Origin of the sequence: Leuconostoc litchii (genome assembly GCF_008107645.1) — a bacterium.
Lineage (GTDB): Bacteria > Bacillota > Bacilli > Lactobacillales > Lactobacillaceae > Leuconostoc > Leuconostoc litchii.
Map to the genome: position 1 here is coordinate 1055366 of NZ_SDGY01000001.1, position 23455 is coordinate 1078820.

At 34.1% G+C, this 23455-nt stretch carries 26 protein-coding genes and 1 tRNA gene; 10 read left to right on the forward strand and 17 right to left on the reverse strand.

Translation table 11 applies throughout. The features are described from left to right. Window positions 1-72: 72 nt before the first annotated feature. The 7 genes from ESZ47_RS05145 to tgt all read right to left on the reverse strand — a co-directional run bounded on the left by ESZ47_RS05145 (window position 73) and on the right by tgt (window position 6913). Window positions 73-732, reverse strand: coding sequence for a histidine phosphatase family protein (locus ESZ47_RS05145; RefSeq protein ID WP_148605358.1), 660 nt, complete (start codon window positions 730-732; stop codon window positions 73-75). Next, window positions 729-1223, reverse strand: coding sequence for an NUDIX domain-containing protein (locus tag ESZ47_RS05150; protein ID WP_148605360.1), 495 nt, complete (start codon window positions 1221-1223; stop codon window positions 729-731). The genes ESZ47_RS05145 and ESZ47_RS05150 overlap by 4 nt, the downstream gene beginning before the upstream one ends. Before the next feature lies 1 nt (window position 1224). Further along, window positions 1225-1878, reverse strand: a complete 654-nt coding sequence (locus tag ESZ47_RS05155; RefSeq protein ID WP_148605362.1) for a YfbR-like 5'-deoxynucleotidase — start codon at window positions 1876-1878, stop codon at window positions 1225-1227. Between the two features lie 46 nt (window positions 1879-1924). After that, on the reverse strand, window positions 1925-4459 hold the full coding sequence (gene mprF / locus ESZ47_RS05160; RefSeq protein WP_148605364.1) for a bifunctional lysylphosphatidylglycerol flippase/synthetase MprF: 2535 nt from the start codon (window positions 4457-4459) through the stop codon (window positions 1925-1927). Next, complete coding sequence (locus ESZ47_RS05165) at window positions 4446-5180, reverse strand: alpha/beta fold hydrolase (protein WP_148605366.1); 735 nt, start codon at window positions 5178-5180, stop codon at window positions 4446-4448. Before ESZ47_RS05165 ends, mprF begins: the two co-directional genes overlap by 14 nt. Before the next feature lie 58 nt (window positions 5181-5238). After that, window positions 5239-5601 (reverse strand): preprotein translocase subunit YajC, encoded by a 363-nt coding sequence (gene yajC / locus ESZ47_RS05170; RefSeq protein WP_148605368.1) that lies wholly within the window; start codon window positions 5599-5601, stop codon window positions 5239-5241. Window positions 5602-5692: 91 nt separating this feature from the next. Beyond that, window positions 5693-6913 carry a tRNA guanosine(34) transglycosylase Tgt gene (tgt, locus tag ESZ47_RS05175; protein ID WP_148605370.1) on the reverse strand — a complete coding sequence of 407 codons (1221 nt, stop codon included), beginning with the start codon at window positions 6911-6913 and terminating at the stop codon, window positions 5693-5695. Window positions 6914-7416: 503 nt separating this feature from the next. Here tgt and ESZ47_RS05180 point away from each other — a divergent pair. Continuing rightward, complete coding sequence (locus ESZ47_RS05180; RefSeq protein ID WP_148605372.1) at window positions 7417-8037, forward strand: Type 1 glutamine amidotransferase-like domain-containing protein; 621 nt, start codon at window positions 7417-7419, stop codon at window positions 8035-8037. Between the two features lie 492 nt (window positions 8038-8529). Then, a complete protein-coding gene (locus ESZ47_RS09380; protein ID WP_167497044.1) occupies window positions 8530-8682 on the forward strand; it encodes a hypothetical protein in 153 nt (50 codons plus the stop codon). Window positions 8683-8853: 171 nt separating this feature from the next. On the opposite strand, the gene ESZ47_RS05185 is transcribed toward ESZ47_RS09380, so the two are convergent. Further along, window positions 8854-9303: a GNAT family N-acetyltransferase gene (locus ESZ47_RS05185; RefSeq protein ID WP_148605374.1), complete on the reverse strand. Its 450-nt coding sequence runs from the start codon at window positions 9301-9303 to the stop codon at window positions 8854-8856. Window positions 9304-9687: 384 nt separating this feature from the next. Here ESZ47_RS05185 and ESZ47_RS05190 point away from each other — a divergent pair, with 384 nt between their 5' ends. Next, window positions 9688-10155, forward strand: coding sequence for a TspO/MBR family protein (locus ESZ47_RS05190; protein ID WP_148605376.1), 468 nt, complete (start codon window positions 9688-9690; stop codon window positions 10153-10155). Between the two features lie 270 nt (window positions 10156-10425). Here the strand turns inward: ESZ47_RS05190 and ESZ47_RS05195 are convergent, their stop codons facing one another. After that, the gene (locus ESZ47_RS05195) at window positions 10426-10908 is read right to left on the reverse strand and encodes an HXXEE domain-containing protein (RefSeq protein ID WP_244307558.1); all 483 of its coding nucleotides are present in this window, start codon (window positions 10906-10908) and stop codon (window positions 10426-10428) included. A 519-nt stretch (window positions 10909-11427) separates the two neighbouring features. Between ESZ47_RS05195 and ESZ47_RS05200 the strand changes: the two genes are divergently transcribed. Together ESZ47_RS05200 and ESZ47_RS05205 are read left to right on the forward strand one after the other, a co-directional pair. Continuing rightward, window positions 11428-11796 carry a nuclear transport factor 2 family protein gene (locus tag ESZ47_RS05200; RefSeq protein ID WP_148605378.1) on the forward strand — a complete coding sequence of 123 codons (369 nt, stop codon included), beginning with the start codon at window positions 11428-11430 and terminating at the stop codon, window positions 11794-11796. Between the two features lie 462 nt (window positions 11797-12258). Then, the gene (locus tag ESZ47_RS05205) at window positions 12259-12543 is read left to right on the forward strand and encodes a YciI family protein (RefSeq protein WP_148605380.1); all 285 of its coding nucleotides are present in this window, start codon (window positions 12259-12261) and stop codon (window positions 12541-12543) included. 163 nt (window positions 12544-12706) lie between these two features. On the opposite strand, the gene ESZ47_RS05210 is transcribed toward ESZ47_RS05205, so the two are convergent. The 6 genes from ESZ47_RS05210 to ESZ47_RS05235 form a co-directional block, all read right to left on the reverse strand. Continuing rightward, a complete protein-coding gene (locus tag ESZ47_RS05210; RefSeq protein ID WP_148605382.1) occupies window positions 12707-13612 on the reverse strand; it encodes a DMT family transporter in 906 nt (301 codons plus the stop codon). A gap of 385 nt (window positions 13613-13997) precedes the next feature. Then, window positions 13998-14804, reverse strand: coding sequence for an MBL fold metallo-hydrolase (locus tag ESZ47_RS05215; RefSeq protein WP_148605384.1), 807 nt, complete (start codon window positions 14802-14804; stop codon window positions 13998-14000). A 280-nt stretch (window positions 14805-15084) separates the two neighbouring features. Further along, window positions 15085-15348, reverse strand: a complete 264-nt coding sequence (locus ESZ47_RS05220; protein WP_148605386.1) for a hypothetical protein — start codon at window positions 15346-15348, stop codon at window positions 15085-15087. 426 nt (window positions 15349-15774) lie between these two features. Further along, window positions 15775-15846 (reverse strand) — tRNA-Glu (locus ESZ47_RS05225). Window positions 15847-15943: 97 nt separating this feature from the next. Next, window positions 15944-16159, reverse strand: a complete 216-nt coding sequence (locus tag ESZ47_RS05230; RefSeq protein WP_148605388.1) for a P8 family protein — start codon at window positions 16157-16159, stop codon at window positions 15944-15946. Between the two features lie 81 nt (window positions 16160-16240). Beyond that, a complete protein-coding gene (locus tag ESZ47_RS05235) occupies window positions 16241-17008 on the reverse strand; it encodes a helix-turn-helix domain-containing protein (RefSeq protein WP_148605390.1) in 768 nt (255 codons plus the stop codon). Between the two features lie 211 nt (window positions 17009-17219). Here ESZ47_RS05235 and ESZ47_RS05240 point away from each other — a divergent pair, with 211 nt between their 5' ends. Genes ESZ47_RS05240 through ESZ47_RS05260 form a run of 5 tightly spaced genes read left to right on the forward strand, consistent with a single transcriptional unit; the run spans window position 17220 to window position 20490 of the window. Beyond that, on the forward strand, window positions 17220-17432 hold the full coding sequence (locus ESZ47_RS05240; protein ID WP_148605392.1) for a helix-turn-helix transcriptional regulator: 213 nt from the start codon (window positions 17220-17222) through the stop codon (window positions 17430-17432). Continuing rightward, window positions 17425-17892, forward strand: coding sequence for a hypothetical protein (locus ESZ47_RS05245; RefSeq protein ID WP_148605393.1), 468 nt, complete (start codon window positions 17425-17427; stop codon window positions 17890-17892). Before ESZ47_RS05240 ends, ESZ47_RS05245 begins: the two co-directional genes overlap by 8 nt. 11 nt (window positions 17893-17903) lie before the next feature. After that, a complete protein-coding gene (locus ESZ47_RS05250) occupies window positions 17904-18797 on the forward strand; it encodes an ABC transporter ATP-binding protein (RefSeq protein WP_148605395.1) in 894 nt (297 codons plus the stop codon). After that, window positions 18790-20013, forward strand: coding sequence for an ABC transporter permease (locus ESZ47_RS05255; protein WP_148605397.1), 1224 nt, complete (start codon window positions 18790-18792; stop codon window positions 20011-20013). Before ESZ47_RS05250 ends, ESZ47_RS05255 begins: the two co-directional genes overlap by 8 nt. Window positions 20014-20025: 12 nt before the next feature. Further along, entirely contained in the window at window positions 20026-20490 is a 465-nt protein-coding gene (locus tag ESZ47_RS05260) for a substrate-binding protein (RefSeq protein WP_148605399.1), read from the forward strand. Window positions 20491-20505: 15 nt separating this feature from the next. Here the strand turns inward: ESZ47_RS05260 and ESZ47_RS05265 are convergent, their stop codons facing one another. Together ESZ47_RS05265 and ESZ47_RS05270 are read right to left on the reverse strand one after the other, a co-directional pair. Next, window positions 20506-22221: an ABC transporter permease/substrate binding protein gene (locus ESZ47_RS05265; protein ID WP_148605400.1), complete on the reverse strand. Its 1716-nt coding sequence runs from the start codon at window positions 22219-22221 to the stop codon at window positions 20506-20508. Further along, window positions 22214-23407: a quaternary amine ABC transporter ATP-binding protein gene (locus tag ESZ47_RS05270; protein ID WP_148605402.1), complete on the reverse strand. Its 1194-nt coding sequence runs from the start codon at window positions 23405-23407 to the stop codon at window positions 22214-22216. Before ESZ47_RS05270 ends, ESZ47_RS05265 begins: the two co-directional genes overlap by 8 nt. Window positions 23408-23455: the final 48 nt, after the last annotated feature.

Below are 23455 nucleotides of genomic sequence, written 5' to 3' on the forward strand. Positions count from 1 at the left end.
TGAAAACATCAACAATATAGGATTTGTTTTAGTTCAACTAAATTCTAAAGAAAATATTAATCTGCATACTTTTTAATGAAAATACGTTTCAGTGTCATTAAAATGTTCAACTTGTAACCCATTATCATCAAGATTGAAAACCGCCACTGCACCATTTTTAGGTCGTGCTGCTCCTAATAAATGACCATAATGTTGTGCAAGATTACCAATCAATTGACCATGCGTTACTAACAAAATATGATCATCAGGCTTTTGAGAAGCTGTAAGTTTTTTTAATGCACCATCGATACGCTGCCAAAAGCGGGTTGCATCCTCACCAATATGCTGTGGATCAACTGCATGAATTTTATCCATAATCGCCGTCATATCTTGAATTTCAGCTGCAATCGCATCTGGTGTCTCTTCTGCTACACCAAAGGCTTTGGCGACAGCACCCCACATGACATCATTACTACCACCCTCAAAACTTCCAAAAAAATATTCTCGCCATTCAGGAGCAATTTCTAAACTGGGAGTTTGATAATTATTTTCAGCAAGAATATATTCAGCAGTATGCATGGCACGTGAAGTATCTGACGAAAACGCAGCATCAAATTTGACGTTTTTCAACCTTTCACCGGCTAACTTGCCGTCATTTTCACCTTTTTCAGTCAGTGGTGTATCTGCCCACCCTTGTACTTTATTTAGTGTATTAAATATGGTTTGCCCATGCCTTACAACATAAAGTTTCATTCGTTTTTCTCCCTCATCCAAGGTTGATCACTAATTTCATTGTCAGTCAGAATCAAATGCATGGTTTTTTGAGCTTGTGGTACAAACATCTTAGGCTCTGGGTTAATAGGCACAAACTGCAAATCCAATGTTTCAGTACCATCCTTTAATAACTCACCAGCCACATGTTTTACTTCAAAACCAATGCCAATAGTTTCTTGCGCATCACCCCAAGAATTTTTGCTTGTTTCGTGTGTAGCAATACCTAGCACACGAGTTATTTCAACATCTAAATTAGTTTCTTCTTTAAATTCACGTTTAACCGCTTGCATAGGTGAATCACCATACTCTAAGTATCCACCTGGGAATCCCCAACCTTCGTCTGAATCCCAACGCTTCTCGAGCAAAATCGCATCATGGGCCTCGTTCCACAATACACCGAAGGCCGATACAAATATCATGCCCTCATGGCCAACTTTTTCACGCATACGTGCTATATAATTTTTGTCCATATTAATCCTTAATGACCTCAGCAAAATCAGGTAATAAACTTTTCGCTAAATCGAACAGTAAGTTTTTATGAATAAATTCTTCTTTGAAAATTTCAGGTAGAATTTCTTTTGCCAAATATTTCACACTAGCCATATCTTTGAATTCTGCTAATGCTTCTAAACTACTTTGAAAAATATTAACAAACACCGGTTCTGGATTAAATTTTTCTAATTCCCCATAAGCTTCATAAAGTAAATCAATTTTATCAGAAATTGACAATATCTTACCTTCAATAGTGCTATCTTTCCCTTCTCCCAAGCGTCGCGTATACGCTGCTTGAAATTGTTCTGGAATTTCTGACTTGATAAAATTTTCCGTCATAGAATCTTCTACATCAGCCAACATAGACCGAAGAGTGGACGTCGCGTATTTAACCGGTGTTTTAATATCACCAATAAATCGCTCAGTATAATCATGATTTAGCGCCTTTTCATAAACTGATTTCCAGTTAATCGTAGCACCACCCTGTTCTTCCACATCAGCTAAAAATTGTGCAATTTGTGTCACTTTCCATGAATGCGCTGCAACATTATGTGGTTGATATTTAAAAAAACCTGGTGCCCTATTGATAAGTTCTAATTGGCTCATTCCCATGAAGTATTGGTGCATCGGCATATTTTATCAGAACATCTAATTCATACTAGATGTTTTTCCTCCTACTTTAGTTGTTTCTAGTATATCTCATATCGATCTTTGGTGCATGTGCCACACCCTTGTTGTCAATCCTTAAAAGACCAAGCATCACAGCAACAATACTGCTTTTTCTTGAGTAACCGATATACATTGGCTGCCAAACTTTAGTGAATTTATTCTTATAATGATGCAAACCTTCAAACGAATAAACTTTGGAACCAAACTGATAAACCAAATTTGCTAAACGTTCTCGCCCAAAACTTTGCCGGTGTTGGCCAACATTAGCTAATGGTGACATACCAAGGTTGAATATTTTAAACTTTTTATCTTGAGCATATTGAAACGCTCGAACAAACAAAACATCCATGACACCATTTGGTGCAGATTTTGTAAACCGCATTAGATCAACTGCCATTTGTTGCTCAGTATGAGATGTTACCAATGTTGCAAAAGCTTCGATTTGACCATCTTTTTCAAGAATGGCTATTGGTCCTCTCTGTAAATAGTTTTCATCAAAAAAACCTAATGAATAACCTTTTTCCTCACGACCATCAAGCCATTCCTCACTAATCGCCTGCAATTGTTTTACCACCTTATGATCAAAAGGCGCTTCTAAAACTTTAAAATCAAATCCAGCTCGAGTGGCTTGATTCATTTCTGAACGAATATTTTGCATTTTTTTGCCAGCAGTAGAAAAATCGTCTAACATAACTAACGCTTCCTCTCCTAGCTTGAAGAAGTCATAGCCAAATTCATGTGCCATCATCGCTATGGTTTCACTAATTTCATAAAAGACCGGTACATATCCCAAAATATCAGCTTCATTAACAAATTGTTCCATAGCTGGAGCAAAATATTCTTCATTTCCAAAGGGATCACCCATTACCATAGCTTTATTATTGATAATCCTGAACTGCATGCCGACAACATCTTGATGATCAACTTGATAAAAATATAGCCTCTTATCACCCAAAAATATTAAATTTGTGTAATGATTATCGCCAATTTCCAAAACTTTTTGCACTCTCGACTCTTCAAAGGCTACGCCAAGCGGTACTTGCTGAGCATGCAAATATTTAGATAATAATAACCCAGTGATAGCAACCACAACTATAATAATTAACCCAATGTACCACCAATGAAATGACGGTACAGTTTCTGCATGATGAAAATGATGGTGTACAGTTGGTAAATTAACTATTCCCAACACTAAATAACTAATAATTAATGTACCCCAAATAAGTAAATCGACAAACTGTTCTTCCCATGAATGAATAAATTGCTTTCTATATAATGTTTGTTTACTGAATATTACAGCAAATAAAACAATTCCTATTAAAATGAAAGGTGCCAGATAACGATAAAAGAAAAAAATGTATACAGATACCATCATCAAGATAACAATAGTTGCACCATAGGCGCGTTTCACACGATTAGCAATACCACGAGCACTAATAAGAATTAAAAAACCAAATAGTATATTGGGAAGTTGATTAATCAGTGCATATGTCACCGGCCATGAGCGTAAATGGTTAAAAATAAAGATTTGTTCTGCAACTCTTGGCATTGTACCTGATAGAACTAACAAAAATCCCGACAAGTACAAAACAACTGTCACGAACTGATGTGCTAATGATCTAGCAACATAATGTGGTACACCACGAAAACTATCATTAATGCGTTTAGAAATACGGAAAAATAGTAAACAAACTGCACTAAACAATGGTACTAAGTTATAAGTCACCCGATATAATATTAACCAAATGAAGCTATCGACGCGTGTCACTTGGAATGATGACAACATAATAATAATAGCAACATCAAACGACCCCCAAGTTCCAGGTGTCATCGTTACCAGCGCAACTGTACTGGCAATAATGAAACTGAGCATGATATTTGTGACCGATAAGTGAATATCAATAATTCGACCAATAAGTATAAATAAAATCATCTGAGCAACTAATGCAACAATTGCATTAGCTATCAAATGATAACAGACTTTAATGTGAAGCCCTTGCCAAGTGTTTAGACGTTTTGTAAATGACACAATAATAACTATAATTGCAATCAGAATAAACACCGCTAACCATACCATTTGATCAGCTAACTGATTCGTAGAACGTAGCAATAGTACAATAAAAGCCACGATACTCGTAAATAACAATCCACTTTGACCCAAAATATACATCTGTACAAATGGTTTAATAGGTTTTTTTCTGGGTTGATCATTATAAAAGATACGCCTCAAAAAAACACTCAAGATACCAACAAAGCCAGCATTAATATTAAAAACATTTATTAGCCATGCTCGCTGCACGGTTTCACGCAATGATAAATGATAATCTTGCCATTCTTTTAATATAACATCATTAAATATTGTAGGAACAATAACCAAGAAACCACAAACAACCAATAACAGTAGTTGCCACCATGCGATGTCATTTACTGTAGACAAAATAGCATGCCATGTTATTTCACGTGTCATAATGAATAATTGGCTAATAAGAATTAACGTAATTGCCAATATAATGAGCTTTGATAAGACAGATTTAATCCCCTTCATATTCTCCCCCAAGTAAAAACGGTACCACTAATTTTGCAAATTTTCGTGGATTTGTATAAGTCACAAAATGTCCATGACCATGTAAAATCAGAACTGTACCATACGGTACTATTTTGGAAATATTCACAATATGCTGTCGTTTAACCACGTCAAACTGTCCAATGACAAATAATATTGGTAATGCTAAATTTTCTAATTGCTTTTGCGTAATGTTTAGTGGCGCACTCATAACATGCAATTGCTTGTGCCGACGACGAGCACTTTGACTAACTGGCGACAACAGCTCGGTACTAAATCTCGCAATCGCATCTCCCCACCATAAAATACGATAGATACCGTCAGATGTTACATTCGGTGCATTCAACACCATTCTAGTCACATGATTCGGATGTTCAATAGCATACTTCAATCCAATATTAGCCCCATCACTATAGCCTAAAATATAAATCATATCAATTGATAATGACCTTCGAATTTCTTCAATATCATCAATCACATCACCCATATCGATAGATTCTTTAGCATTCGTAGAACGGCCATGTCCACGTGAGTCAATCGCAATCACATGAAAATAAGCTGTATATATCGGTAATTGGCGCTTGAAATAACGTGCTGAACTGCCATTACCATGCAATAGAAACAACGTCGCTAATTTATTGTTTCCGTACTCATCATATACAATTTTTGTGCCATCTGACATTGTTATTGAAGCAGTTCTCATATTTTCTCCATAAATAAAAGGAAGCTTTCGCTTCCTTTTATTATACTGCCACTATAGATTACTTGTCATCTGCTGGTTTGTCAGTATTATCAGTAATTTTTTCGCTATTATCTTCAACTTTAGTAGCAGGTGTTATATCAGCCACTGTTGGTTTTTCAGAATCTGCTGGGTTACTAATTGAACGAATTGCTGATAATTCATAAGTTAAAATAACGCCTTCAGCATCTAAATCAACTGTTTTAGCAACATTATCTACACTATCAACAACTGCATGTAAACCACCAATTGTGATAACTTTGCTACCTTTTTGCATATTTTTTTGCATGTTCTGTTGTTGTTCACGTTGCTTTTTTTGCTGACGTGACATAAACCAAAACATTACCACAATAATTACTAATGGCAAAACCAAATTCCAAGACATTTTAATTCCTACTTTCTTCAGTGAGTGTAGTTACTATCAAATTAACTTAGTAATTTACACTCATTTTACTCATACTTTTATTATACCAAAATTAGAATAATCGTGCATTAGGCTTATTATATCCATACTCTTCCATTACGGTTTCCCTGAATGCTAGTAATTCATCATTTTCAATGGCTGTACGCATATCTTCCATGAATTGCAATAAGAACCGTAAATTATGTTCCGAGGCTAATTGCGCTCCCAATAATTCGTTGGCATTAAATAAATGATGTAAATAGGATCGAGTTAATGTTTTAAACGGATTATAACCCGGTATATCATATTGCGCCATATTACCAAATTGCTCTTTACGAATTGGGTTGGGTGAATAATAGCTCAAGTCAGGATCTAAAGGTGTGAAGTCATTTTTGTATTTTGCATTTCTGATAACTACACGACCATATCGTGTCATTAATGTCCCTTTACGTCCTATTCTAGTAGGAAGAACACAATCAAACATATCAATACCACGCATAACACCATCAATTAACGAATCTGGTGCTGCTACTCCCATCAAATAGCGTGGTTTATCTTCCGGCAATAATGGCATTGTAAAGTCTAACACACGATTCATTTCGACTTTAGATTCACCCACAGATAACCCACCAACAGCATAGCCAGGTAAATCCATATCTACTAAGTTATTTGCAGATTCAGTCCTTAAAGCTTTAAAGCCAGCACCTTGTACAATACCGAATAGAGCCTGAGTGTCTGTCTTTTTATGTGCTACTTTTGCTCTTTCAGCCCAACGTAATGAGCGTTGCATCGAATTTTTAATATACTCATAAGATTCAAAATAAGGAATTGCTTCATCTAATTGCATCATCACATCAGATCCAAGATTATTTTGGATACGCATCGCTACTTCAGGAGACAAAAACATTTTATCGCCATTGACATGATTTTGAAAAGTGACGCCTTCTTCTTTTAATTTGCGTGCATCAGACAAAGAAAAGACTTGAAAGCCACCAGAATCAGTTAAAATAGCCTGATCCCAACCCATATATTTATGCAAGCCACCGGCTTCAGCAATTAATTCATCCCCTGGACGCACCCAGAGGTGATAGGTATTACTCAAAATAAATTGCGAACCAATGTCCTTTAATTCCCGTGCGCCAACACCTTTTACTGCCCCTTGTGTACCAACAGGCATGAACATTGGTGTTTCAAAGGTACCGTGCGGCGTATGAATACGACCGCGACGAGCACCTGTATATTTTTCTGTATGCAGATGTTCATACCATACCGCGGGATGTTTTTGATCGGCCATGTTTCTTCTCCATTTCTAACAACGCATCAGTGGAAATTACCATAATAACAGTAATTTGATACTTTACTATTGTACGTGAAAAATCCGAACATTGTCAAGAATATCTAAGGTCCAACGTCTAAGTCGTTCTCTTAATTTTTACAAACGTACATACTGCTAGATGATATGTTACTATGAGATTGTGTATTTAATTACATAGATGGTTGTTTAAGCCAAAGTACAAAATGGAACAGAATAATATAATGCTGATTGAGATAATTAGAGCATAATTTTAAGATATTACAATTAATAAGAAAAACAATAATACTTCGAAATTAATTTTTTAATACTCGAGCCTGGGTATGGCGTTCAAAATCATATAGTTATATCACATGTCGTGAAAGCAATAAAAAATTGCTTACCAGAAAAAAATTAATATAGCTACTAGATTGATTATATAGGCTGTTTCCACCGTCGTAAAAAAATATGCAGAATGACTTTAAAAAGGTCGTTGAGGATAAACTATGAAAAATATACTATTAACTTCTTACTTTGCTGGTACAATTGGGCAATTTCAAAAATTTATGGCCAGTCAAGACACCGCTAGCAAAAGTATTCTATTTATTGACACCGCCAGCAAGGTTGAAGAATATACAGGATACATAGATGAAGCACGTGCAGCATTAGTTAGCTTAAACTATATTGCTGATACATTAGATATTGCTAGTGCAGATTACATAATCTCACGAAAAAAGATACAAAACGCAGATGCTATTTTTGTTGCAGGTGGCAATACTTTTTATCTTCTAGAAAAGCTAAGGTCTCAGAAACTAGACAAAATACTTATTGACAAAATAAACACAGGAACACCTTACATTGGTGAATCAGCCGGTGCAATCATCTTATCTCCCGATATTACATATGTTAAAAAAATGGATGACTCCAGTCTGGCTCCGAACTTAAACACATATACTGGACTTGTCGTAACTAATTTTAGTGTCTTGCCTCATTATCTTGATGCACCCTTTGAAGGCGAAACTAATGCTATATTTAATTATTACCATGATAAACTCAACCTTCTCACACTAAGTAATCAAGAAACTGTGTCTATTTTGAACGATAATTTACTACCCAAACAGAAGTAACTACGTTATCTTACATTATTAAAAAAATTTGAATCAATGAGAAATAATTTTCTTGGTGGTATAAATTACAATATTTAGAACCATAAAAGTGGGTAAATCGCACTGAACATTACAAATGTAATCTCATTATGGCGTGAAAACTTAGTAAACCTAACGAAGATGACCAACTTCTCCTGACACCATCTATCAAAAAATCACAGTAAAGAGATCTAGACAAAAATTAAAAACCACTAACGATAGCCCAGAGACAAACTGACTCAAAAAAACAAATCCACGTCATAAATACATAGACAGTTTTTTACCGGTCTTTAAGCATTATTATTTTGTGGTACATTTACTGAGACAGTGTGCGTGCATAATAGACAATGAAGTCTCTAAAATAAGTAAATAATCACGTCACTATAACAACAAACTCTACGACTTTATGGGGTACTTTTATACCTATGTTGCTTTGAGAGTGATGTCAAAAAATATATAACTTAGGAGTATTTTATGGACCTATTAGCAACCTTTCCAATGGCTATAAGTGGACTAACATTTTTAATACTAAGCAAAGATGAGAATAATAAAAAATATCGTGTGGCGGGAATAATGATGTTATTGGCAAGTCTCATTAGCTTTTTGACTTACTTTGTATATAAATAAAAAGCCACGCTCTATTTTTATTCTAGAGTGTGGTTTTTTATTGTGCTTATTTTTACGCTTTCAGAGATATTTTGACTACTAACCACCCCATACTAACTTCAGCAATGCACTGTTGAATATTTCTTTGTCGAGCCAAAAGATATACTCTAAATTGATATTTATACAATATTATCAATATTTGGTAGAGGAAAATAAAAATACACTTTCTTCATTTGGCTTGAAACCATTCTTCAGATAAAAATTTTCGGCTGGTGTGTGTTTATCAGTGTCTAGAGCAATATCTTCCACATTCTTATTGTTCAAGATCCTCTTTATTTCCGTTAAAAATATTTGACCTCTTCCTTTTTTCTGGGAATCTGGATGAATCAGAAAAGTATCGAGAATATATTCTTCACCTTTGTACCAAGGTTTAACAAATCCTAGTGCAACCCCAATTATTTGTTCATTTTCTATATAAAGAAAACTTTGATTACTATTTAGAATCAGCATCCGTTCAATATATAACCTGATTTCTTTAAAGTCATTTTTCTCATTCCATGGTTCCCTTGAAAATACATCAATATATAGAGATGCCACTTCATCAATATGTTTTTCCTTAAGTTTGATAATGCGATAAGCCATTTGAATCTCCTAAATTTACCATACCACAATCAAAGAAGTACAAAATTGACCGATGATTTGGCTAATAAGAGCTAACTTTTCTAAGTTTTCTACCGCCCTTATTTTATCTGGTACGTATGATATTTTATACGTGATATTAAAATATTATCACACAAAAAGGTTGAAATAGTCACTCAATTAATTAACAAACTGTCTGCTCTGTAATATCTCCATCTACCCAAAATATATTTGGGAATTACCTCTAGCCTACTAAAATAAATATATGAAAATCATAAATTCATAAGAAAATACCATAATGAAGACATTAAACAAGCAACTTAATACGATCTTTAGTAGGCTATACTTTGTGGATATGTTAATGCATTCAAAAAAAGGAGTTTTAACGTGAAGAAAAAATCTGTCAAAGCCATAGCTTTTATTGCAGTTATTTTAATTCTTGGCACATTATCATCGTTTAGTGTGGAATGGATACGAGGTATATCGATAGGAAACATATATGATACATTTAATTTACCACCACTAGCACCACCAAAATGGCTTTTCGGTCCTGCATGGGTGCTACTCTATATCTTACTAGGTATTTATTGTGCTAACCTAAACTTTGTGAAAAATAATCGTCACGAACTCTATACCTACATGTATGTTCAATTAGGATTAAATATATTTTGGACCGTCGTATTCTTTTCACTTTCAAATTTTCTGTTAGCTACAATAATGATTGTCATAATGGATATTTTGGTTATTGCCATTATATTTGTTGATAGACGACGTATCAAATTACTATTGGTTCCTTACTTATTATGGTTATTATTCGCCACCTACTTATCAATTTCAGTGCTTATTTTAAACTAATTTTGCTATGTGAATTTTCAAAACAATAAAAACCACGATCAATATTGAATCCAGATTGTGGTTTTTATTATGTCCACTTTAACGCTGTAGGAGCCGTTCTAAAAATTGTTAGTTATCATGGAATAAAATATAACAAAAAGCTATATCTTACCTAACATGAGTCAAATATAAGCAAACATCGTTAGATGTACTCATGCAATGGGGATGTTGTTATTTAAAAACATTTACAGAAGCTTTCATTGATAACTTGTATACCAAATAATTCGTTCCTTATTTAACTCTGACTAATCTTTTATACTTACTATAGTTCCACAGTTCATACAACGGACCTATTATTATATATATAACGAGCATATTGTCATTAACTAAATGGTTAGAAAATGCTGCTACATAGCAAATAATGCATATAGGGATATACAGACATACACCTGTAAACATCCCCGGTGAATATTTATGTGTTTTAATTGCACCAAAAACATGTGTAAATACAGCATTAAAAGCTAAAAAGCTACTAGAGATAATTAATCCTGAATTATTATTATTTGTGAAATAAGCATAAAATCCCGTAACAGAAACAATGCTAAATGCAATTATGTTAACACGCCAGTAATACCCTGATGATTGTTTGTTTAACGCCGGTCTAAAGTGATGATACCAGTTCACGAAACCTCCAGGCACTAAAAATTCTTCTAAACAATGGAGTAAATAGGCCACAGGAGCTGCTACCGACATTATTTTCATAATTTCTATCATATTTTGCCCTCCTTAAATAGTTGTATGATGATAGAATGATCAAACTGCCTTACTAGTATATAATCAACAAATTTTTTTAATTGTTTATTGTTACATGTGGTTAATATTTATTAACAACCAGTCAAACCACTAAGATAAACGACATTCATTTTCATCGATACACCCTGTGACGTTTTAAATTGGTACTCACAATTTTTTTAATACTGGTAATACCAATAAAGTAAACAAAAACATGGTTTTTGTTTACTTTAAATCATACTTTTTTAATGCTGTAATAGACGTTTTAAGCATTTTGAATTAGCATAAATGTACTCGTACTGTATTTAACCTAGCTTGCGTTAAATATCAGCAAATATATCAAATAAGTGTATGGTGGGGATGGATACTTTAACCCTAGTGTATATGTATTCGACTCATCTTAAACAAATTAAACTTGTTTTAAATATTTTTTTTAATCACAAAAACAAATTTTTTTTAAGATATACTGATACAAAATAAATTAAACAGGATATATGGTTAATGATAAATCAAGAAGACATACAAATTTTAGAAAATAAGCTCAATACTGCTATGATACAGCATGATGTCAATACACTTAATAATTTACTTGACGATCAAGTTGTATTCATAAACCACTTCGGCAATATTTTAAAAAAATCGGATGATATCCAGTCTCACAAAGACAAAGATTTTGATATAGAAGCCATAGAAGTGCTCAAAAATAGTGTCACTATATTTAAAAATACCGCCATTTCCGTCTCTAATACAAAAGTACATGCTCACTTTGGAAATAAAAAACAGACGGACCATCTTATTTATAATCGTGTATGGCAAAAAAACATTGATGAATCGATTAAAGTAATTTCGGCTACTGTTACAGCTATCTAAGAAATCATAACTTCCATTTTTTTCATACATATAGTCAATTAAAATGATAACGAATGTTATGCTATCTTCTGAAACGATAGCAAATAAATAATAACTGAACAGATACCCCCGCCCCTTATTACCAGATTAAAGAGCGTACACGTATCGTTACCTTAGAGAAATGTTGAATTTTGAAAACTTTTTTATAGGGATGAATATGTCACAAACGTTGGTATAAAAGCGTTTGTAAATTCTACTATAAAAAAAAAAATGCCTTTATATCAACGTTTATAGCTTGCTAATTTCTAAAACGGGACAGTTTAGTACTATAGCCACAAGGCTCTAAGACACTTTACACACAAACTACCGTAAAAAGTACCCCTTATTCCTACCCTACTTTTTAAGTTTAGTTTAACTCGTCTGATTGACAAGAAAAAAGTACTTTAGTACTATTGGACTACTAAATATTACTCGGAGAAAAATATGTTTATAATTGAATTAACTTACATCAAACCAATTTCTGAAGTAGAGTGTTATTTACCAGAACATATCGCATACTTAGATAAGCACTATAAATCAGGACACTTTATTATGTCAGGACGCAAAAATCCACGAACAGGTGGAATAATAGTGGCTAAAGCAGAATCTGTAGATGAACTAGAACAAATATATAATACCGATCCATTCTTTATAAACAACATCGCTGAATTTAACGTAACTAGCTTTACTCCCTCAAAATGGACAAAAGAATTAAATGGGTACTTGTAATAACTTTTAAATACAAAAACACACTCTATATTAATAATAGGGTGTGCTTTTTACATTGAAATGACTCAATTAGTTTTACAGCAGCTTATTAGTATAGACATATCGTTAGTTTCTTAAAGTAATAGATATCTATCGATAATTAAACAACTATACTATTGGAATGTTATGAATTTTGGATATTTACTCGCTTTGTAGGCCAACTAACTAATATCACCGTTAGTAATATCAAAATAATTCCTAACACTTGAAATAGCTTCAGATGCAATTGAAGAATTACAACAGATAATAACGTTGCAGTTAGAGGCTCTAAGGTTCCCAACAAACTAGCTACAGTAGATTTTAAATGGCAAAGACTTGCTATATAAAGCGAGTATGCCAGCAACGTTCCACCAAAAGTTACTACACCAATAAGAATGATTTCTGTGAAACTTAACCCCTGAGGCACTTTCCAAACAGGATTGATAAAGTTTTCAACAAATCCACCAATAAAAAGCCCCCAGGCAACAACTACTAAAGAACTTTGAGAAGATAACAATGGTTTAGGTATTAGTGTATAACCTGCTACACCGAAAGCAGAAATGACTCCCCATGTTAAGGCAGATAAGGGTACAGAAAGATGATTTACGTTGCCATTTGTAACGAGAAAAAAAACACCTATTAATGCAAAAAAAATAGTGATTATCTCTCTTCTACTTGGCCAAACTCTCATTTTAACGGTTAATAATATTAAGATTACTGTAGGGCCCAAGGATTGTAAAACTGTTGCTGAAGCGGCATCCCCATAGTAAACTGATAAGAAAAAACTAGATTGCGCTAATAATACGCCAAGTATACCAAAGCAAATTAGTAACAAAGCATCCACTTTGCGCTTAAAAATCTGAAAAATTGATTGACCTCTAACAAATAGCAGGAGCAATAAAATTAATCCACTCCAAAACATTCTTGTGCCCACTAACCATTCAGGTCTTATATTATTATTGCGGAACAAGATTGATGCGATGACACTGCTGATTCCAAATAGTGTTGCGCTCAATATACCGTACATAACGCATTTCTTCTTTTGATTCATATTTCCCCCATACTTTTTACGTACTTGAATATTTTATCAAAATTACAACATTAATATTTTAAACTAATCAATTGTTAATATAATTTTAACTTTAACTACTATAACGCTCGTTTATAAGATCTGATTAAATTAAAATCAACATCATGAGCTTATTTCAAATACTCTGTTTGATTTTCTCGATTTAGATTTAACCTCAAACAAAAGGTCCAACCTGCGTAGCTGTTTTAGGTTTGCAGATTGAACCATATCGTTTTTAAGTTGTTCTAGATGTCTGTTTTACAAAATATAAATATTTGCAGCTAACATTATTAACGATCTCAAATATTTTCCAAATAAAGCCTGTCATCTTATTGATTTCGATAACAAAACAGTTAAAATACATATTCTATATATATACTTCTAATCCAACTCCGACTTCTTTAACAGTAATAAATTGATTTATATATGCCTTGGCTTTAAAAGAGACACAGTGACTCGGATATAGTTGTGCAATATTATTATTTTGAAAGTATTCAACAGTTTTTTCTAATCGTTCATCTAGGTCAAACAAATGGAAGCCACCAATGACACCAAGTATTTTGTTTTTTCCTGTAGCTTTCTTAGCCTGCTCACAAATATTGCAAATACCACTATGGGAACATCCTGTGATAATAAATAGCCCTTCATCTGTTTCATAAGCCATCGCTGTATCATCCATTACATAATCATCTTCCCATTGATTATTTACAAAATGTTCACCTATGGCTTCTCGTTCTTCAAAATCAGTATACTGACCTATTTCTCCTAAGTACCAAATTTTACTTGTTAATTTAATTGGTTCCTTTTGTAAGTTCAAATCAAACTTATTTGATATCCATTCCATACTTTTGGGAGACCCGATATCTAATTTCTCATATCGCTTTGAATTCAAAAAAAGTGGATGTGCATAAACCGACTTACCAAAAAGTCCTGATGATTCTGATAAAAAATTCATACCACGTGTATGGTCATTGTGTCCATGCGAAAACACAATCTTAGTCGTTTCACTTAGATTAATACCCTTGGTTTTTGCATTCTGCAAAAATATATCGCTGTAGCCCATATCAAAGAGTATTTTTTCATCTTGTTCTTCTATTAGCATAGATAAAGCGGGCTCACCAAAATAATATTCATCAATAAATGTATTATTATCTACCAAAATATTTATCTTCATTGTTTTCTTCCAATCCTTTATCTTTAATTACGCTACTATACAGACTAAAATATTTTTTTAAAGTGCAAATCAGGAAATTTAATGTATTATAACAATTAATAGATATTACGTTAATAAATCTAATGCTAAAGTTGCTAAATGTGTTCATGTATGTATAGTTTTAAGTCAGTAACCATCCACTATCCTTTATCAATTATAATATAGATCTATACACGCACGGTTAAAGTAAAGTAAAAAAAAATCCGAATAAACGGAATTTTTGTTTTAAGTAAATATAAATTTAAAACCACATTGTTGTAGATAAGCGAGCAATATCTTCGGCAAAATTAGGTTTCTGTAACTCTGTGAACATCTTTAATCCTTGCTCAGATAACTTCTGTTTCAAAGCAAGTGATCTAAAGTCTTTCGCTAAACTACGAGCAACAGCCTGTTCGCTTTGCTTGTCCTCTGTTAGTTGATGAATAGCTTTATTGATATATACTTGTTCATCACTATTGATATCTAGTTTTTGCAATAATTCTAACAAGTTTTCTTTTTTTGACATTTTGAAGTTTCCCCTTAGTGGAAATTTTACTCCAACAATGTGCTTATTACAAATAGTCGTTATTCTAAAGTAACAAATAGTTATTTTAGGTATCCGTATTTCAGCGCCCCATTATCAATTCATTCTATTTTGGAATTTAACTTGAGCTGATGCATCATTTTAATACCACCCCATCTACCTACCCAACTATCTAAGAATTATGTATATATACATTTTTTGGCATATTTATGTTATATGTACCACATGCTGATTTATGTATTATTTAACCAAACAAAAAACGGTTCAAATGCCGTTCTGTAGCTCAATCATCGTTTGAATTCATGTGTTATTTCTCTTGAAATACCATGTAATCTAATGAAATAAATCATAAGAAAAGGCGCTACATCAAGATTTTTGAAACCTTATGCAACGCCATGAAATGCTAAATAGCGCTAGAGGGAGTCGAACCCTCGATTTCGGCCTGAGAAGCCGACGTCTTAACCACTTGACCATAGCGCCATAACAAATATTAAGTATACCGAAAAAAAGGTTCAACGTCAATCTTTTTTTAATAATAAAAAAGAATTGGCATCACACCAACTCTCTAATAAGCTAACTACGCTTTTTGTAAAACCTTTTCAGCTTCACTTTTTACTTCATCAGCACTCATATGTTCATATTGCTTTAAGTGCTGCAAAGTTTCTAACGTATTTTTGTTGCTTGTGTCCATATAATGATTCCACAATGCATCACGTAGTGGGGTTTTGTCCTCGCTCCAACTAAAAACTTTGCTCATTGGTAAATCCAACGTTTCAAATTTTTCATCAGCCATGTTTCGGCCCCCTTTCTATAACCTAGTTATAGTTCTTTTACTGTTCATTTGTCAAGTAAACCACTTACCTTGCTCACACAATTATTGGACAACCATCTCTTGAATAGTTGCCGTAAAATGCTTTTTATGTTTTAGCTCTTTAACAGCAGAGACATTTGTCATTACGTTGCTTCGACTCTTTGTGTACATGATACTATTAATAGCTGATATATTACTTTTCATTACAGCATTCACAGATGATCCTGGTACTATACGAGCAATTTTGACATAACTTCCCTTGTGGTAAGCCATAACATAAGGATTTTGAACACCAGGATTAAGACCAGTTGTTAACGTTAATTTAGACCATTCTGTTCCCATTTCATTATCCGAAAACCATCGTGTCCAATAACTGCTATTTTTTGAGTCTCTCGGACGAATGATTTTTTCAGTGGGTAACTGAGTATAAGAAACTTTATATTGCAAGAACGGATTAAATCGATCGATTATACCAATACCTTTTTGATACCCAATGGTTAATGTAAAAATCCAAGCTACGAGTAATAAAAATGCTGTTCCAAATACAACTGATATCTTTTTATATCTACTTTTCAATGAAACAGCCTGATCAATCGTTGCCGCAATACTTTTCTGCTCACCACTCATTTTTACTTCTTCTCCAAATATTATTTTTTCGAAAGATACATCAAACAACACACTCAAAAGACGTAAAACATCTAAACTGGGATAATTTTTACCAGTTTCCCAAGTTGAAACTGTTTGGCGACTAACATGAACGTAGTCAGCCAGCTCTTGTTGTGTCATGTTTTTTTCCAGACGCATTTTTTTAATATCTTGTTTAAAGCTCATATCTCTCACCTTTTAATTTAACTGATATAACAGCTACAATACTAGCAATTGAAACTGTCTTTTGTAAAGCAAGCAAAACTAGCATGCTATTTCTATTCCATAAACCAATATTTAAACACTGATTATGCATTTTAATGTAAACAAAACTTTACATATTTTGTAAAGTACGCTATACTATTTTTGTTGAATAACCATCAACAGGAGGCATATTTTGATAAATCGTATTCAAGAACTAAGGAAAGCACGGAAATTAACACAAGCTGAATTTGCTTCAGAAATTGAAGTAACTCGTCAAACAGTTATTTCCTTAGAAAAAGGTAAGTACAATGCATCTTTGCTATTAGCACATCGTATTGCTGCGTTTTTTGAATTACCAATTGAAGATGTCTTTATTTTTGAAAAGGGGGAGAAAAAAATTGATTGAGAAGTTATTTACAGCACCAAAAGCAGGTATAACCGATGAAGAATATCACGAAAAAATTAAATATCAAACTAACTTTTGGACAAGTATTATTGTTTTGGCTGTGATTATTACAATGATTCTAGCATCACTACAAAATGCATCAGATTCCCGTAGCTTTTTTCACGGTTTTTCGGCTGGTATATTCTGTGGTGGTATAGGTTCAATAATTATATCCAGAAGTTTACTGCACAATCGTAAATATTTACATAAAAATAAAATAAAAGCGACTGATGAGCGACTACAAGAAATTAGTCACCAAGCCAACACAATAACAGTAACTATGCTACTCATTGTTAGTTATATTGCTATTTGCTGGGCAACATTCTATTGGGATCGAAGGGCATCGTATTTGTATCTTGGAATTATATTCATTTATTTATTCAACAGCAGTGTACGATACATACTTAACAAAATATTATAAGGAGTAAAATTATGATTCAACTCACTAATCTCAACAAAACATTCGGTCAAAAGATAGCCGTATCTAATATGAATATGTCATTGACCGAAGGAAAAGTTATGGGCCTAATTGGTCAAAATGGTGCTGGTAAAACAACAACATTTCGTATGCTTTTAAATTTTATTAAGCCAACTTCCGGATCAATTACTTGGAACGATCAACCTATCACACAAAGTGACAAACGAAATATCGGCTTTTTACCAGAAGAACGTGGTCTATATCAAAAACGCACAGTTGAAGAACAAATTCTATACTTTGCTGAGTTACATGGTATGTCTCGTTCCGATGCTCGTGTTGCATTAAAAGATTGGATGAAACGCCTTGACGTTGTTGGAAAAATCACTGATAAGGTGCAATCTTTATCTAAAGGAAATGCTCAAAAGGTACAGATGATCGCCTCACTTATCTTTGAACCAAAGTTGCTAATTTTAGATGAGCCATTTTCTGGATTAGACCCTGTGAATACCAGCCTAATGATGAATGAGATTTTACGCTTACGGGACAATGGTGCCATGATTATCTTTTCGAGTCATGATATGAACAACGTTACTAAAATTTCTGATGATTTAACAATGCTAAAACGTGGTAAAATTGTTCTTCAAGGTCCTGTGCAAAGTATCCGCGAAAAATTTGGGCGTACTCGTGTCTATGTTGAGTCCCCTATCAGTGGTAATGAATTAGCAAGCATTGATGGTGTAAACTCAGTTGTTCCTCGTGGCGTCGGTTACGATTTGATACTATCAGATGAGGCTGCTGGTCACCGTGTATTTGATTTAGTCACTAAAGACGGATACATCCCCGCTTTCAGCCAACAGCCACCAACACTCGATGATATTTTCCGCCAGGAGGTCGCTATTCATGACTAATCAACTTTTTATCGTTATTAAAGACACTTTTTTAAGTCACTTTAAGTCACGTGGCTACTGGATGCTTGTCTTATCTCCCTTGATTTTCATTGCTTGTGCCGGAGCAATTTTCTTTGGTATCACAAAAATGCAAGGCAATACGACACCAAACATTGCCGTTATTGGTAATCAAGAAATACGTCGCATCTTAGTGAAGTCAGAAAAGGAATTGGATATTCATGTTTCTAAATTAACTAATCGCCAAAAAGCAAATAGAGCTTTACAAAATGAAAAACTAGATGGTATTTTAACAGTTAATGACGATAGTGCTACAATTACCACACAACCAAAAAGTAATCAGATTCCAAAGGAAGAAATAACTGCAATTTTAGGTAACCTATCGCGTTCTAAAAAAGCTACATCCTACGGCCTAACAGCTGAACAAACAGCAGACTTAGTACAAAATTTTAATTTAAAAACCGTCGTAAAGCAAGCCACAAAGTCTAATCGTACGGGTAACTCGGAAACAGCTAATCAACTGCTTGCTAGTGCGATTGGAATTATCACAATGGTCATTGTAATGTGGTATACTTCAATGATTGCTAATGCCATAGCTAATGAAAAATCCTCACGTATTATGGAAATATTATTAGCAGCAACTTCTGCTCGTGTACAATATTTCGGGAAAATTATTGGTATTTTTGGCCTTGTACTAACTCATCTAATCATTTATGTGGTTACTAGTTTTGCAGGCTTCAACTTCTTTAAAGATAATAGCTTTGTCAAAATATTATCCACAAATCTAAGTGGTGTCACGTTATCATTCGTTATTTATGCCGTGATATTCATTCTAGTTGCCGTTGCACTTTATTTAGTATTAACATCAATGATTGCCTCATTAATTAATGATAATGCCCAAGTACAACAAGCCATTCAACCAATTTCAATGATTGCTATGATTGGGTACTTCTTTAGCTTCATCATGACACAAATGCCCAATAACTTACTCATTCGAATATTAAGTTACGTACCATTTATCTCACAAACTATGATGCCAGTAAGATTAGTTACTGACACAGAAGGTTGGCCTGCAGCAATCATTGCTTTATTACTTGCTATTGTAACGCTTTTCTTATTGCTATGGTTTGGCCAAGGTATGTATGCAAAAAATGTGCTATCTTACTCAGATGAATCTATCATGAAACAGTTAACCGCTAGTTTTCGAAAAAATAAATAAAAGAGGTTTATTTTGGATAATACACCCTTTTTCCTCACCAACAAAAAATGGTATAGATACGAAGAACGTCAAACAGCATCTGGTATTGATTTTCAACGTTTTGAACTAACAAAGCAAGCTACACCTGCAGCAATTGATAGTTTCAAACAAACTATGATTACGATTGCTCCTGACTCTGCTCTTATTCCAACTGATTTGAATCGCTTCCAGCAAGCTTTAGGCTACGCCGAAAGACAGCATTTATTCACGGAGGAACATGGGTTGAGCGAAAGTGAGTGGCAATCTGAACAACAGCTCATTACTTGTGCCATTCGTAGTTACCAACTGCTTAGTGATAACTTGGTAGCTCCTAATACATTGATTTTTAAACCACGTATTGCATTCTTATATAACCGCTTTTTAAGAGAACATGCTACACGCATCAATGATGAAAATTTAAATCAATTTATTCTAAAACAAGATAAAAAGCTAAGCTGAAATCAGCTTAGCTTTTTATTTATACCAGCTATCAACTAGTTTTTTATGTGCTTTTATCCATTTATCAGCAGCTTGTTTTGGTGTTTTACCATTTTGAATATCAAGCATGACTGTTTCCATATCATCTTTTGTCCAATTAAACTTATCAGCAACCTTATAAACCTTTGGATTAGATGTCTTAAGCTTCTTATTTACAATTGTATTAATTGTTTCTCCAGAACCAAATACATTTTTTGGATCAGATAAAAATTTTAAATGATACTTACTAAACATCCAATGCGGTGCCCAACCGGTCACAACAATATCTTGCTTATTTTTATAGGCTTTATCTAATGCTGACACCATAGCACCAGACGAAGAAGAAGATAGGTTCCAACCTGACAAGTTTGAATAGGTCTTCAAAGCCTTCGCTGCTGTAGCCATTTCCCCAGCACCTGGTTCAATACCAGTGATTGTCTTGTTTGCTTGTGTTGTTAAGTCACTGATGGAGTTGACATCCATATAGTCAGGAACAACCAATCCTGTTTTAACGGCCTTCAAATTAGGACCAAGCAAGGTAACATCATTTTTATACTTATCATACAAAGCTTTATGAGTATCTGGTAACCATGCTGAAACCGAAATATCAACTTGGCTATTAGATATTGATTGCCACAAAACAGCATTGTCTAGTGGCGTTAAGGTCACATCGTATCCATGCTGACGTAGTGATTCAGCAAGAACATTAGAAGAAGCTACTTCTGAATCCCATTCAACATATCCAATAGTAACTTTTTGCCCAGAAGTTTTGTCAGAAGTCATTGCGTTTACAACACCACCGCCAATCATAACTAGTAGAGCAATCCAGACTGTCCATCGGCGCCATGGTTGTAGTGCTGCTTTTTGTCCAGGTTTTGTATTTAACTTTTGCGTAAAGCGGTCAATAATAATAGCCAAAATAACTAATCCAAGACCATTAACAAAACCAGAACCAACGTCAGCATGTTGAACAGCAGATAATACACCACGTCCTAATCCAGGAGCACCAATCATAGAAGCAGTAACAACCATTGACAATGCTAACATAATTGTTTGGTTAGCACCCGCTAGAATGGTATTTTTAGCATTTGGCAATTCTAATTTGATTAGCTTTTGCCATGTTGTTGATCCAAAGGAATCGGCTGCTTCTACTAAGTCAACTGGGACTTGTCGAATACCCAAACTTGTCATGCGAACCATAGGTGGCAGAGCAAATATAATCGAAGCAAACACACCAGGAACAACACCAATACCGAAGAATGCGACAGCCGGAATAAGATAAACAAATCCTGGCATAGTTTGCATAAAGTCCAAAATAGGTTGTACGATCATTGCCGTTTTGTTTGATTTAGCAGTTAAAATGCCTAGTGGTATACCAATAATCAAGGAGACAACAGAAGCCATAATAACCAATGTCATGGTATTCATCAAATCGTCCCAAAGACCTTGGTTAGCAATTAAAACCAGTCCGAGAAAAGCAAAAAGTGAAAAACCTATTTTCTTAGGAGTTGTTACGATTGCTATCACTGTAATACCAATAATCATTAACGGCATCGGCACAGCTGTTAGTCCGTTTGTCAAGGCATCCATTATGACTTGACCACTCGTCTGGATAGCATTAAAAAATCCAGAAAAACTTGAAGTTAACCATGCAACAGCTGAACTAACCCAATTTTCAAGCGGAATTTTCGGAACAGTTAATAAATTATTCATTATCTTCTCCTCCTTCTGTGTCTGCTAATGCTTTCAATACTGCTCCACGAATAATAACTCCTTTTAGACGATTAGCATTATCTACAACAGCAACAGGTGTTTGTGCATCATAAATAATAGGCATAATATCAATAATTAATGTATCAGGTGTTATTTTTGGCATTTCGGTCACAACAGCTGACAATGCCAATTGTTCACGACGTGCCTTCACGGCAGCATCAGAAGATAAATAACCAACTAGTTGTCTTTGTCGATTAACAGCAACTAATCCTGAAACTTCTTCTTCTGTCATTTTACGTAACGCAACAGTCGGTCCGTCGACATTTACATTTGATGTTAACGCAGGAATCATAATGCTATCGGCTGTCAGTACCTTTGAGCGATCAACATCACCAACGAATGTTTTAACATAATCATTGGCTGGGTTGGTCAAAATTTCCTCTCCCGTACCAATTTGTTGTAATTGACCATCTTTCATGATGGCGATGTGATCCCCAATACGCAACGCTTCATTTAGATCGTGCGTAATAAAAATAATTGTCTTTTCAACGTTAGCTTGTAAATCTAATAGTTCATCTTGCATTTCTCCACGTACTAATGGATCTAACGCTGAAAATGCCTCATCCATTAACAAAATGTCAGGATCATTCGTCAATGCTCGAGCAAGGCCGACACGTTGTTGCATTCCACCAGACAATTGATTTGGATATTGATCCTTAAAGGAAATCAATTGAGCATTTTCTAAGGCCTGTTCCGCTCTTTTTCTCCGCTCTTCCTTAGCCACACCTTGAATTTCTAAGCCATACTCTGTATTTTCTAAAATAGTTCGATGTGGAAATAACGCAAAGTTTTGAAAAACCATGCTCATCTTTTGACGCCGAATATCTATCATTTGTTTTTTATTTAATTTGGTAATTTCTTGACCGTCAATAAACAATTGTCCTGCAGTAGGTTCAATTAAACGATTTAATAAACGAATCAGTGTAGACTTTCCGGAACCTGAAAGTCCCATAATGACGAAGATTTCTCCCTCTTCAATTGTCATATTAACGTCATAGACACCAACTGTACTGCCTGTTTTTTCGACGATTTCATTCTTGGTTTTGTTTTGCTTCACCATTTTCATGGCCGCTTTTGGGCGTTTACCAAAAATTTTAGTGAGATGCTTAATTTCTACTTTTGGCATGTTTTAAAGTGGATGGTGATTCACAATCATTACTACCTAAAAAGGTAT

What these genes read in the sequence shown, in the direction of transcription:
- ESZ47_RS05145 (WP_148605358.1), bottom strand. Translation starts at nt 732, where the DNA reads ATGAAACTTTATGTTGTAAGGCATGGGCAAACCATATTTAATACACTA.
- ESZ47_RS05150 (WP_148605360.1), bottom strand. Translation starts at nt 1,223, where the DNA reads ATGGACAAAAATTATATAGCACGTATGCGTGAAAAAGTTGGCCATGAG.
- ESZ47_RS05155 (WP_148605362.1), bottom strand. Translation starts at nt 1,878, where the DNA reads ATGCCGATGCACCAATACTTCATGGGAATGAGCCAATTAGAACTTATC.
- mprF (WP_148605364.1), bottom strand. Translation starts at nt 4,459, where the DNA reads ATGAAGGGGATTAAATCTGTCTTATCAAAGCTCATTATATTGGCAATT.
- ESZ47_RS05165 (WP_148605366.1), bottom strand. Translation starts at nt 5,180, where the DNA reads ATGAGAACTGCTTCAATAACAATGTCAGATGGCACAAAAATTGTATAT.
- yajC (WP_148605368.1), bottom strand. Translation starts at nt 5,601, where the DNA reads ATGTCTTGGAATTTGGTTTTGCCATTAGTAATTATTGTGGTAATGTTT.
- tgt (WP_148605370.1), bottom strand. Translation starts at nt 6,913, where the DNA reads ATGGCCGATCAAAAACATCCCGCGGTATGGTATGAACATCTGCATACA.
- ESZ47_RS05180 (WP_148605372.1), top strand. Translation starts at nt 7,417, where the DNA reads ATGAAAAATATACTATTAACTTCTTACTTTGCTGGTACAATTGGGCAA.
- ESZ47_RS09380 (WP_167497044.1), top strand. Translation starts at nt 8,530, where the DNA reads ATGGACCTATTAGCAACCTTTCCAATGGCTATAAGTGGACTAACATTT.
- ESZ47_RS05185 (WP_148605374.1), bottom strand. Translation starts at nt 9,303, where the DNA reads ATGGCTTATCGCATTATCAAACTTAAGGAAAAACATATTGATGAAGTG.
- ESZ47_RS05195 (WP_244307558.1), bottom strand. Translation starts at nt 10,908, where the DNA reads ATGATAGAAATTATGAAAATAATGTCGGTAGCAGCTCCTGTGGCCTAT.
- ESZ47_RS05200 (WP_148605378.1), top strand. Translation starts at nt 11,428, where the DNA reads ATGATAAATCAAGAAGACATACAAATTTTAGAAAATAAGCTCAATACT.
- ESZ47_RS05205 (WP_148605380.1), top strand. Translation starts at nt 12,259, where the DNA reads ATGTTTATAATTGAATTAACTTACATCAAACCAATTTCTGAAGTAGAG.
- ESZ47_RS05210 (WP_148605382.1), bottom strand. Translation starts at nt 13,612, where the DNA reads ATGAATCAAAAGAAGAAATGCGTTATGTACGGTATATTGAGCGCAACA.
- ESZ47_RS05215 (WP_148605384.1), bottom strand. Translation starts at nt 14,804, where the DNA reads ATGAAGATAAATATTTTGGTAGATAATAATACATTTATTGATGAATAT.
- ESZ47_RS05220 (WP_148605386.1), bottom strand. Translation starts at nt 15,348, where the DNA reads ATGTCAAAAAAAGAAAACTTGTTAGAATTATTGCAAAAACTAGATATC.
- ESZ47_RS05230 (WP_148605388.1), bottom strand. Translation starts at nt 16,159, where the DNA reads ATGGCTGATGAAAAATTTGAAACGTTGGATTTACCAATGAGCAAAGTT.
- ESZ47_RS05235 (WP_148605390.1), bottom strand. Translation starts at nt 17,008, where the DNA reads ATGAGCTTTAAACAAGATATTAAAAAAATGCGTCTGGAAAAAAACATG.
- ESZ47_RS05250 (WP_148605395.1), top strand. Translation starts at nt 17,904, where the DNA reads ATGATTCAACTCACTAATCTCAACAAAACATTCGGTCAAAAGATAGCC.
- ESZ47_RS05255 (WP_148605397.1), top strand. Translation starts at nt 18,790, where the DNA reads ATGACTAATCAACTTTTTATCGTTATTAAAGACACTTTTTTAAGTCAC.
- ESZ47_RS05265 (WP_148605400.1), bottom strand. Translation starts at nt 22,221, where the DNA reads ATGAATAATTTATTAACTGTTCCGAAAATTCCGCTTGAAAATTGGGTT.
- ESZ47_RS05270 (WP_148605402.1), bottom strand. Translation starts at nt 23,407, where the DNA reads ATGCCAAAAGTAGAAATTAAGCATCTCACTAAAATTTTTGGTAAACGC.